General features: G+C 69.1%; 12 protein-coding genes. 4 read left to right on the top strand and 8 right to left on the bottom strand.

Annotated elements, in window-relative coordinates; genetic code table 11:
• Positions 1-65: 65 nt before the first annotated feature.
• From ACZ6SD_RS29185 to ACZ6SD_RS29215, 7 genes are all read right to left on the bottom strand, one after another.
• Positions 66-593 carry a YflT domain-containing protein gene (locus ACZ6SD_RS29185; protein ID WP_465320224.1) on the bottom strand — a complete coding sequence of 176 codons (528 nt, stop codon included), beginning with the start codon at positions 591-593 and terminating at the stop codon, positions 66-68.
• A 47-nt stretch (positions 594-640) separates the two neighbouring features.
• Positions 641-1,837 carry an acyl-CoA dehydrogenase family protein gene (locus ACZ6SD_RS29190; RefSeq protein WP_091450564.1) on the bottom strand — a complete coding sequence of 399 codons (1,197 nt, stop codon included), beginning with the start codon at positions 1,835-1,837 and terminating at the stop codon, positions 641-643.
• A gap of 162 nt (positions 1,838-1,999) precedes the next feature.
• Positions 2,000-2,185 carry a hypothetical protein gene (locus tag ACZ6SD_RS29195; protein ID WP_465320225.1) on the bottom strand — a complete coding sequence of 62 codons (186 nt, stop codon included), beginning with the start codon at positions 2,183-2,185 and terminating at the stop codon, positions 2,000-2,002.
• A 159-nt stretch (positions 2,186-2,344) separates the two neighbouring features.
• A complete protein-coding gene (locus ACZ6SD_RS29200; RefSeq protein WP_465320226.1) occupies positions 2,345-3,010 on the bottom strand; it encodes a DUF4276 family protein in 666 nt (221 codons plus the stop codon).
• A complete protein-coding gene (locus ACZ6SD_RS29205; RefSeq protein ID WP_465320227.1) occupies positions 3,003-4,124 on the bottom strand; it encodes an AAA family ATPase in 1,122 nt (373 codons plus the stop codon). Before ACZ6SD_RS29205 ends, ACZ6SD_RS29200 begins: the two co-directional genes overlap by 8 nt.
• A gap of 69 nt (positions 4,125-4,193) precedes the next feature.
• The gene (locus ACZ6SD_RS29210) at positions 4,194-5,063 is read right to left on the bottom strand and encodes an HpcH/HpaI aldolase/citrate lyase family protein (RefSeq protein WP_465320228.1); all 870 of its coding nucleotides are present in this window, start codon (positions 5,061-5,063) and stop codon (positions 4,194-4,196) included.
• Positions 5,056-6,132, bottom strand: coding sequence for an HpcH/HpaI aldolase/citrate lyase family protein (locus ACZ6SD_RS29215; protein WP_465320229.1), 1,077 nt, complete (start codon positions 6,130-6,132; stop codon positions 5,056-5,058). Before ACZ6SD_RS29215 ends, ACZ6SD_RS29210 begins: the two co-directional genes overlap by 8 nt.
• Before the next feature lie 116 nt (positions 6,133-6,248).
• Here ACZ6SD_RS29215 and ACZ6SD_RS29220 point away from each other — a divergent pair, with 116 nt between their 5' ends.
• The 3 genes from ACZ6SD_RS29220 (at position 6,249) to ACZ6SD_RS29230 (ending at position 8,983) form a co-directional block, all read left to right on the top strand.
• Complete coding sequence (locus ACZ6SD_RS29220; protein ID WP_465320230.1) at positions 6,249-7,118, top strand: aminoglycoside phosphotransferase family protein; 870 nt, start codon at positions 6,249-6,251, stop codon at positions 7,116-7,118.
• Positions 7,119-7,194: 76 nt separating this feature from the next.
• Complete coding sequence (locus tag ACZ6SD_RS29225) at positions 7,195-8,454, top strand: magnesium transporter MgtE N-terminal domain-containing protein (RefSeq protein ID WP_465320236.1); 1,260 nt, start codon at positions 7,195-7,197, stop codon at positions 8,452-8,454.
• A complete protein-coding gene (locus ACZ6SD_RS29230) occupies positions 8,447-8,983 on the top strand; it encodes a DUF1003 domain-containing protein (RefSeq protein ID WP_465320231.1) in 537 nt (178 codons plus the stop codon). Before ACZ6SD_RS29225 ends, ACZ6SD_RS29230 begins: the two co-directional genes overlap by 8 nt.
• Here the strand turns inward: ACZ6SD_RS29230 and ACZ6SD_RS29235 are convergent.
• Complete coding sequence (locus ACZ6SD_RS29235; protein WP_465320232.1) at positions 8,980-9,432, bottom strand: MarR family winged helix-turn-helix transcriptional regulator; 453 nt, start codon at positions 9,430-9,432, stop codon at positions 8,980-8,982. The two genes, ACZ6SD_RS29230 and ACZ6SD_RS29235, sit on opposite strands and share 4 nt — an antisense overlap.
• Positions 9,433-9,570: 138 nt before the next feature.
• Here ACZ6SD_RS29235 and ACZ6SD_RS29240 point away from each other — a divergent pair, with 138 nt between their 5' ends.
• Complete coding sequence (locus ACZ6SD_RS29240; RefSeq protein WP_465320233.1) at positions 9,571-10,716, top strand: Mrp/NBP35 family ATP-binding protein; 1,146 nt, start codon at positions 9,571-9,573, stop codon at positions 10,714-10,716.
• The last annotated feature ends 120 nt before the right edge of the window (positions 10,717-10,836 follow it).

Here is a 10,836-nt window from a genome sequence, read left to right on the forward strand (position 1 = left end):
GTCCACTGAAACTAGGCCCGATGATCACCGGCCGCAATTCGGTCGGAAGGAGTGGGCCAGCAGGCTCAGTCGGTGCGTCCGCCCGGCCCCAAGGCGAGCTTGGCCAGCAGGTCACGGGCCTTCTCGGCGTTGCGCGGCTGGGCGAGGACGTCGTAGCGCCCCGCGACGAGCTGGGTGGCGGACGCGATCTCCCGACCGCGTCCGCGCGTGCTCGCGTAACCGACCGCGGCGAACACCAGCCCGAAGACGACGCCCGCGGCCAAGCCGACCAGGATGGGCGCGAAGGAGGCCTGCTGCGTGTTGAACAGCCCCAGCAGCAGGCCGACGAACAGGCCGAACCAGGCGCCGGACAGCGCGCCGGTGCCGAGCACCTTCGCCCAGCTCAGCCGCCCGATCACCCGCTCAACCAGCATCAGGTCGACCCCGACGATGGTGACTTCCTCGACCGGGAACTCGTTGCTGGCGAGGTGCTCGACCGCGCGGTGGGCCTCCTGGTAGGTGTCATAGGACCCGATGGGCCACCCGGTTGGCGGGGTGGGCACCTTGGGCAGACCCTGGTTCGCTCGTCCAGGGCCGGAGAACGCACCGGTCATATCTCTATCCTGCCAACCCCGGGCGAACCCTGCGAACCCGACAGGGGTCAGTTCTTCGACTTGTACTCGCGGAGCAGGCCCCGGGAGATGATCGTCTTCTGGATTTCGCTGGTGCCCTCGCCGATGAGCAGGAACGGCGCCTCGCGCATGAGGCGCTCGATCTCGTACTCCTTGGAGTAGCCGTAGCCGCCGTGGATGCGGAAAGCGTCCTGGGTGACCTCGGCGCAGTACTCGGAGGCGATGAGCTTGGCCATGCCCGCCTCGACGTCGTTGCGCTCGCCGGAGTCCTTGAGCCGGGCCGCGTTGACCATCATCAGGTGGGCGGCCTCGACCTTGGTGGCCATCTCGGCCAGCTTGAACGCGATGGCCTGGTGCTCGGCGATGGCCTTGCCGAAGGTCTTGCGCTGCTGGGCGTACTCCACGGCGAGCTCGAACGCGCGGATCGCGATACCGCAGGCGCGGGAAGCGACGTTGACCCGGCCGACCTCGACGCCGTCCATCATGTACGAGAAGCCCTTGCCGGGCGCCTCGCCGAGGACCTTGTCCGCGCCGATGCGGAAGCCCTCGAAGACGGCCTCGGTGGTGTCGACGCCCTTGTAGCCCATCTTGTCGATCTTGCCGGGGATGGTGAGGCCGGGGGCGACCTCGCCGAAGCCCTCCGGCTTGTCGACCAGGAACGTGGTGAGGTTCTGGTGCGGCTTCTCCGCGCCCTCGTCGGTGCGCGCGAGCAGGGCGATCAGGTTGGAGCTGCCGCCGTTGGTCAGCCACATCTTCGCGCCGTCGATGACGTAGCCGTCGCCGTCGCGCTTGGCGCGGGTCTTGATGGCGGCCACGTCGGAGCCCAGGTCCGGCTCGGACATGGAGAACGAGCCGCGGATCTCGCCGGTGGCCATCTTCGGCAGGTAGTGCTGCTTCTGCGCGGCCGTGCCGTGCTGCTTGACCATGTGCGCCACGATGAAGTGCGTGTTGATCACCCCGGACACGCTCATCCAGCCGCGCGCGATCTGCTCGACAACCAGGGCGTAGGTCAGCAGGGACTCGCCGAGGCCGCCGTACTCCTCGGGGATGGTGAGCCCGAACAGGCCCATCTCCTTCATGCCCTCGACGATGTCCTTGGGGTACTCGTCGGCGTGCTCCAGCGCCTGCGCGTGCGGAATGATCTCCTTGTCCACGAAGTCCTTGACCGTGGACAGGATTTCGCGCTGGACGTCGGTCAGTCCAGCGGTCTGGGCGAGGCGGGCCATGCGAGCTCCCTGAATGAGACGGCACGAGGGTTACCGGAGAGTATCCCTTGGTTAACGGCCGTTCGCGTCGCGAAGTGGGACGTGCCACTGCGTGACGCAGGCGGTATGGACAGCAAACGGCCCGGAAGCCGGGTGGCGTCCGGGCCGGATCGGTCTGGGGCCTCAGCCCGCGCGCAACTCCAGGGTGGTGCCGCAGTCCTTGCAGTCCTCGGCGAGGACATAGACGTCGGCGCCGCAGTCGTCACAAGAGCGGAAGCTCCGGTCGAACAGGTCGTCCCGCTGCCGACGACGGCCGCTGAACATGCTGAGAACTCCGCGCGACTCGGAGGGAAGGCTGTGTCTACCCATGGGCATAGGGCACATCACCGGACATGCGTACGGCAAGACCGTTCCGTGTTCTGTGCGTTATGTCACCGCAACCTTTCACACGCTGTCACGTCCCTGACCTGCACCGTGACCATTCCGTAGCCAACGGGGTAAGTCACTAAGAAGTTAACAATCGTCGGCTCAGGCGTGCAGAGAGACCAACCAGGCGTCCAGATGGGGGCATTGGCCCCGCAGCCGCTCCAGCCCAAGCTCGGCCACGACCAGTGGTCCGTCGAAGGTCTTGATGTAGTCCGGGCAGTAGCCGACAAGCCGCTTGGAGGGAGCGGTGGCCGGGTGGTCGTTGACCAGCTCCGGGCCGCCCGCTGCGGCGACGTCTCCCTTGAGCTTGTCGCCCAGCGACGGCTCCCCGCGCCAGTCGGCGAACTGATCGGCCGCGGCGAAGACCCATGCCTCGAACTCGTGCAGCACCAGGTGCGGCTTGAACCGCCGGTCGGCGATGGCGTCCGCGAGCGCGGCTTCGACGTGGTCGACGCGCTCGGCAGGCGTGCCCATGGGGCGGTCCGCGAGGCCGGGGCAGTCGTCGGGCAGGCCGTAATAGTCGATGAGGGTGGTGAGGACGTCGAGGCTGGTGTCGCGCAGCAGCAGTCGGATCTCTCGTTCCAGCTTGCCCCAGCTACTGACACCACCACGGAACGACGGTCCACCCGCCACCCGTTTGGTGGTGACGATCGACAACGAGGTCACCCAGCCGTTGTCGTGGAAATGCGGTTGGAACAGGTCTCGGACGATCGTCTCTTCGGTCTGCCCCTCCACCAGAAAGTGCAGGCGGCTGGCCCGATCAGCCATGGAGGCTGGTTCCTCCGTCTCCGGGGCGACCGCCGATCAGGTTCTTCTCCCACAGCTCTCCCAGGGAGTATTCGGACAACCAGGCGCTCAGGCGCTCGCGGTCCGGACGGCTGAACACGGAACTGCCGTCCACACGCTCGACCACGATCAGGTCATCGATCTGGAACTGGTTCATCAGGGTGACCGACTGGGTGGCCAGGAGCACCTGGCTGCGGGTCGAGGCTTGGCGGAGGAGTCCGGCCAACTGCACGATGGCGTAGGGGTGGAGGCCGAGTTCCGGTTCGTCCAGCACCACGAGAGCGGGCAGGTTGGGCTGGAGCAGCAGGGTCGCGAGGCAGACGAAGCGCAGCGTGCCGTCCGACATCTGGTCGGCGGAGAAGACCGCGTCCGAGTCCATCTGGCGCCACCGGAGGCGGATGCGGTCGCCTGCTTCGGGGGCCAGGACGAAGTCCCTGAAGAAGGGGGCGACCTGCCGGATGGCGGCGAGTATGCGCCGGTATGCGGCGCGAGAGGCCGCGTCGTCGTGATCGCGCAGGGCGAGCAGAACCGCCGCCAGATTGCCCGCGTTGTTTCTCAGGGCGAGGTTGTCCGCGGTCGGAACCAACTGCTTGACCGGGGCGTCCCGGCTTGTGTCGTGGAAGTGGAAGACCCGGCAGTCGTGGAGAAGATCGAGCACGGACGAGGCGACGGACGGCCCATCGCCGCTTGCCTCCAAGAGCCGAGTTTCCCGGTGGCCGCGGCCGAGAAACTTCGTGGAGGTCCGGACGTGCCCAGTGCCCCGGAAGACCACCGTTTCAGACAAGAAAATCAGCTCGTCGTTCGCGGCGGGAACGAGCAGCGCCTCGTAGCCGTTCTTGGCTCCATCCAGCCGCAGCTTGATACCCTCGCCTGCCCGCTTTCGATTGAGCAGAGCGGAGGCCCCGCCGTTGAGGCCGACGAAGAGCCCTAGTTCAGCGTCCGCGACGCGGCCCAGCAGTTCCAGCGCGCGGATGAAGTTACTCTTTCCCGCGCCGTTGGCGCCGACCAAAACGTTGAGGTTGCCCAGCTTGACCGTGGCGTGCTCGATCGAGGTGTAGCCCTCGACCTCGATCTCGGTGAGCACGCCGTCCGCCATGGGATCAACTCTACGGCCGGTGGCGAAGCCTCGGGCTTCGCCACCGGCCGTCCAGCCGTTCGGGGTCGGTCAGCCGCGGTCGCGGATGGCGGCGGCGACGGCCAGGATGCGGCGGGCGTTGTCGACGTGCAGGTTTTCGATCATGCGGCCGTCGACGGTGACGACGCCTCGGCCTTCGCGGGTGGCGGCCTCGAAGGCTTCGATGATCTTTTCCGAGTGGGCGATCTCGGCGTCGGATGGCGCGAAGATTCGGTTGCACGGCTCCAGCTGGCCGGGGTGGATCAGGGTCTTGCCGTCGAAGCCGAACTGCCTGCCCTGCAGGCACTCCTCGGCGAAGCCGTCGAGGTCCTTCACGTCGTTGTAGACGCCGTCGAGGATGACCTTGCCGGTGGCGCGGGCGGCCAGCAGCGCCAGCGACAGGCCGCCGAGCAGGGGGGCGCGGCCGGGGACGTGCTCGGCGTGCAGCTCCTTGGCCAGGTCGTTGGTGCCCATCACCAGCACCGACAGCCGCTCGCTGGCCGCGGCGATGTCGTAGGCGTGCAGCATCGCGATGGGGGTCTCGACCATCGCCCAGATGGTGGTCTTGTCGGGGGCGCCCGCGGCCTCCAGGGACCGCTCGATGGCGTGCACCTCGGCCGCGGAGTTGACCTTCGGGACCACGATCGCGTCCGGGCCTGCCTCGGCGGCGGCCCGGATGTCGTCGGCGTGCCACTCGGTGTCCAGGCCGTTGACCCGGATCGTCAGCTCGCGGCGGCCGTACTCCCCGGACGCGGCGGCCTCGCAGACCCTCTTACGGCCGTCAGCCTTGGCGTCAGGTGCTACGGAGTCCTCTAGGTCGAGGATAAGAGCGTCCGCGTCGAGGGTCTTGGCCTTCTCCAACGCGCGCTCGTTAGCGCCCGGCATGTAGAGCACCGAGCGGCGGGGACGCAGTTCAGCCATTGGCCAGAGCCTCCTTGGTAGCAGCGGCGTAAGCCTCGGCGAGTTCCGGGTCGCGGGCGGCGAGGGCGTCGGCCAGCTCGGCCACCACGCGGCACTGCTTGACGGTCGCGTCGTCCTGCATCTTGCCGTCGATCATCACCGCGCCGGTGCCGTCGCCCATGGCATCGATGACCCGGCGCGCCCACGCCACGTCGGCCGGGGCGGGCGAGAACACCTTCTTGGCGATGGCGATCTGCTTGGGGTGCAGGCTCCACGCGCCGACGCAGCCGAGCAGGAACGCGTTGCGGAACTGGTCCTCGCAGGCCACCACGTCGGCGATGTCGCCGAACGGGCCGTAGTAGGGCAGGATTCCGGCGCCCGCGCAGGCGTCGACCATGCGGGCGACGGTGTAGTGCCACAGGTCCTGCTGGTAGGTGGCGCGGCCGGTGGTGAGGTCCTCGCCGGTCGGGTCTTCGCGGACCAGGTAGCCGGGGTGGCCGCCGCCGACGCGGGTGGTCTTCATCCGGCGGCTCGCGGCCAGGTCGGCCGGGCCCAGCGAGATGCCCTGCATACGGGGGCTGGCGGTGGCGATCTCCTCGACGTTGGCCACGCCGCTGGCGGTCTCCAGGATCGCGTGCACCAGCAGCGGCCTGGTCAGGCCAGCGCGGGCTTCGAGCTGCGCCAGGAGCCGGTCGACGTAGTGGATGTCCGCGGCGCCCTCGACCTTGGGGACCATGATCACATCGAGCTTGTCGCCGATCTCGGTGACCAGGGTGATCAGGTCGTCGAGCACCCACGGCGAGTCGAGGCTGTTGATCCGGGTCCAGAGCTGGGTGTCGCCGAAGTCGGTCGCGCGGGCGATCTTCACCAGGCCCGCGCGCGCGGCCTCCTTGCGGTCGGCGCGGATCGCGTCCTCCAGGTTCCCCAGCACGACATCGGCCTGCGCGGCCATGTCGGGAACCTTCGCGGCCATCTTCTCGTTGCTCGGATCGAAGAAGTGGATCATGCGGGACGGCCGGAACGGGATCTCCCGCACCGGCTCGGGCGCACCTACCGCGAGCGGGCGGAAGAAGTCCTTCGGTGAACGCATCGAGCCTCCGTTCGGTACGGGGTTAACCAGCCGGTAACCGTGTAAGAGTTGTAGTCGACCACGCCGCCCACTGGACCGCCATTGTGGCCAGTGCGACACGTGAGGATCAGCCCCCGATGACGATCGTCCCGCCCACCTTCGGCGCGCACTTCACCGAGGCGGACGAGCTGCGCTGGCTGGCCGGGCTGCCCGGGCTCACCGCCCGCCTGCTCGACCGCTGGGACCTGACCCGCGACGGCGACCCGTGGCACGGGTTCGTCGCACTGGTGCTCCCGGTCCGCCGCGCCGACGGGACGCCCGCGGTCCTCAAGCTGGGGTGGCCGCACCCGGAGGCCGAGCACGAGGCGCTGGCGCTGTCGGTGTGGGACGGTCAGGGCGCCGTCCGCCTGTTCGAGCACGACCCGGGCGACTGGGCGCTGCTGCTCGAACGCCTGCACGGCGACCACTCGCTGCTGGACGCGCCGATCGACACCGCCCTCGACGTCATCGGCGGCCTGATCCGCAGGCTCGACCGCCCTGCCCCGCCGCGGGTCATGACCCTGCGCGACGTCGCGGCGCGGATGGTCCACGAGCTGCCCGAGGACAACGCCGAAGGGGACTACCCGGTGCCGTCCGACCTGGTGGAGCAGGCCGTGGCCTACTGCGCCGAACTGGGCCCCACGGCGGCGAACCGGCTGGTCAACCAGGACCTGCACTACGAGAACGTGCTGCGCGGCGAGCGCGAGCCGTGGCTGGTGATCGACCCCAAGCCGATCGCGGGCGACCCGGAGTGGGGGCTCATCGCGCTGCTGTGGAACCGGTGGACCGACGCCGTGACCGACCGCCTCGCCCACCTGGTCGACCTGACCGGAGCCGACCTCGACCGCGCCCGCCGCTGGACGTTCGTGCGCGCGGTGGAGAACTGGATCGGGGCTGAAGAGGATGAAGATGACTCGATCGACCCGGCCGCGGCCCGCGCGGCGGCCATCGCCAAGGCCTTGGCCTAGCCGCTTACCGACGTGCGGATAAGCACGTCGAAGGGTGTGTTTACCGAGGTGCGGTTAGCCTGGCCGCGTGCCAGGCATGAGCAAGGTCTTCGCCGCGCAGCTGCTGGGTCTGCCCGTGTTCGGGCCGGACGGCGAGTCCATCGGCAAGATCCGCGACCTGGTCGCCGGGCTGCGCGTGGACGGGCAGCCGCCCCGGGTGCTGGGCATCGTGGTCGAGCTGGCGACCCGCAGACGGATCTTCGTGCCGATGCTGCGGGTGGCGAGCATCGAGCCGAACGCGATCACCCTCGCCACCGGCTCGGTCAACCTGCGGCACTTCACCCAGCGCCCCAACGAGGTCCTGGTCGTCGGGCAGCTGCTGGACGCCCGGGTCGAGGTGGTGTCCACCGGCGCGTCGGCGGTCGTCGTGGACACCGCGATGGAGCCGACCCGCACCCGCGACTGGGTGCTGGGCCGGGTCGCGATCCGCGAGCGCACCGGGCGGCTGGGCAGGCGCGGGCCGATCGAGGTGCTGGCCTGGTCGCAGATCCGGGCGCCGGGGATCACCGAGCTGACCGGGCAGCCGCAGGCCGCGCACCAGCTGCTCGCGGTGTTCGACACCATGCGCGCGGCCGACGTCGCGACCGCGTTGCAGGACCTGCCGGTGAAGCGCCGCTACGAGGTGGCCGACGCCCTCGACGACGAGCGCCTCGCCGACGTCATCGAGGAACTGCCCGAGGACGACCAGAAGGACCTGCTGCGGCACCTGGACGAGGAGCGCGCCGCCGACGTGCTGGAGGCGATGGACCCCGACGACGCCGCCGACCTGCTCGCCGAGCTGCCCGAGGGGGACAAGAACCGGCTGCTGGAGCTGATGGCGCCCGAGGAGTCCGCGCCGGTGCGGCGGCTGCTGGCGTACTCGTCGGACACCGCTGGCGGCCTGATGACCCCCGAGCCGATCGTGCTGAGCCCGGACGCGCCGATCGCCGAGGCGTTGGCGCGGGTGCGCAACCCGGACATCCCCCCGGCGCTGGCCAGCATGGTCTTCGTCTGCCGCCCGCCGTCGGCGACGCCCACCGGGCGCTACCTGGGCTGCGTGCACATCCAGCGGCTCTTGCGGGAACCGCCGTTCGACCTGGTCGCCGGCGCCGTGGACACCGAACTCACGCGACTGCGGCCGACCGACTCCCTGATCGAGGTCACCCGATTCTTCGCGACCTACAACCTGGTGTGCGCGCCGGTCGTGGACGACGAGGACCACTTGGTCGGCGCGGTGACCGTGGACGACGTGCTCGACCACCTGCTGCCCGACAACTGGCGGGAACGCGCGTCCGAGCCGGAGGATGCCGATGCCTGAGCCCACCTACCGCAGGCGGCTTGACCAGCCGCGCGCTCCCCGGGGGCTGCGGTTCTCCATCGACCCGGACGCCTTCGGGCGGTTCTCCGAGCGGCTGGCGCGCTTCCTGGGCACCGGCAGGTTCCTGTTCTGGCAGACGCTGCTCGTGGTGGCGTGGATCTCGGTGAACCTGGTCGCGGTGTCGCTGCAATGGGACCCGTACCCGTTCATCCTGCTCAACCTGGCCTTCTCCACCCAGGCCGCCTACGCGGCGCCGCTGATCCTGCTCGCGCAGAACCGGCAGGACGACCGGGACCGGGTGTCGCTGGAGGAGGACCGCGCGCGGGCGGCGCAGACCAAGGCCGACACCGAGTTCCTGGCCAGGGAACTCGCCGCGCTGCGGCTCGCCGTCGGGGAGGTCGCCACCCGCGACTACCTGCGCGGCGAACTCGACCGGCTGCGCGGCGACCTCAAGGGCAAGCGCGGCAAGTCACGGCCCGCTGCGGACACGGTGCGTGACGACCCGAGGTGGGACGAGGCTTCGCGCTAGTCCACCAGCTTTCCGCAGAGTTCCCCCAGGTAGCGAAGTTGGTCCCGGTCCAGACGGGCGACGAAATGCCGCACGATGCCCGCGAGATGGGTGCGCGAAGCCGTGCGCAACACGTCGAGGCCCTGTTCGGTGAGCGTGGCGACGACACCGCGCCCGTCGCCAGCCACGCGTTCCCGCGCGACCATTCCGGCGCGTTCCAAACGATCAACCAAACGGGTAACGCCGGATCTGGAAAGCAGCACCGCATCAGCGAGTTCTGCCATTCGCAACTTGCGTTCCGGAGCTTCCGCGAGTTGGACGAGAACGTCGTATCCGCCCAGGGACAGACGTTGCTCGGCAACCAGTTCGGTCTCCAGCGAGCGAGTTATCCGAGCATGAGCGCGCAAAAACGTGCGCCACGCGTGGAGTTCTTCGCGAGTGGGCCGGGCGGACTGGTCCGGCACGGTCAAGGTTCCTCCTCGAAGGCCCGAAACAGATGGACGATGTTACGGAACGCGTCCACCCGAGCGCACAGCGCCCTTGACAATCGAGTGTGGCGCGTGCCATCCGCTCGTCGCCCCCGCGCTACCCGCCCGTAGCATGATGAGGTGACCACTACCGAACAGGTTCCCGGTGTCGAGGCCGTGCGCAAGGCCCTGGCCGGTGTGCAGGACCCCGAGATCCACAAGCCGATCACCGACCTGGGCATGGTCAAGGACGTCGTCGTGCACCCGGACGGCCGGGTCGACGTCGGCGTCTACCTCACCGTCGCGGGCTGCCCGCTCCGGGACAAGATCACCAAGGACGTCACGGCCGCGGTCTCCGCGCTGCCCGGCGTGCGCGCGGTCAACGTCGAACTCGACGTCATGAACGACGAGCAGCGCACCGCCCTGCGTAAGTCCCTGCGCGGCGACGCCGAGGAGCCGCGCATCCCGTTCGCCGAACCGGGCTCGCTGACGCGGGTGTACTGCGTCGCGTCCGGCAAGGGCGGCGTGGGCAAGTCCAGCGTCACGGTCAACCTGGCGGTCGCCATGGCCGCGCGCGGGGTGAAGGTCGGCATCGTCGACGCCGACATCTACGGCCACTCCATCCCCCGCATGGTCGGCACGGCGGAAAAGCCGACCAAGGTCGAGAAGATGATCCTGCCGCCCCAGGCCAACGGCGTGAAGGTCATCTCCATCGGCATGTTCACCCCGGGCAACACCCCGGTGGTGTGGCGCGGGCCGATGCTGCACCGCGCGCTGCAGCAGTTCCTCGCCGATGTCTTCTGGGGCGATTTGGACGTGCTGCTGCTCGACCTGCCGCCTGGCACCGGCGACATCGCCATCTCGGTGGCCCAGCTGATTCCGAACGCGGAGATTCTGGTCGTCACCACGCCGCAGCAGGCGGCGGCTGAGGTCGCGGAGCGCGCGGGGGCGATCGCGCTGCAGACGCGTCAGCGGGTGGCGGGGGTTATCGAGAACATGTCTTGGCTGGAGATGCCGGACGGCAGTCGGATGGACGTGTTCGGGTCTGGCGGTGGGCAGATTGTCGCTGACTCGCTGTCCAAGGCGATGGGGGCCAAGGTTCCGCTGCTTGGGCAGGTGCCGCTTGACCCGCGGCTGCGTGAAGGTGGGGACGCTGGGGAGCCGTTGGTGAAGTCGACGCCGGAGGCGGCGGCGGCCAAGGTTCTAATTGACGTGGCGACGAAGCTGTCGGTTCGGGCTCGTGGGCTTGCGGGGCGGATGCTGTCGGTTTCACCTGCTCGCCGCTGAACTTGCCCTGCTGGGTGGCTGGCTCTCGTGGGGTCCGCTCGATGGGGTGGAGTGGTTTCTTTGGGGCCCCTACGAAGGAAGATCCCGTCGTGGGAAAGACGGGTGGGGAGCCTTCGGCCC

The organism is Actinokineospora sp. NPDC051303 (genome assembly GCF_055586285.1).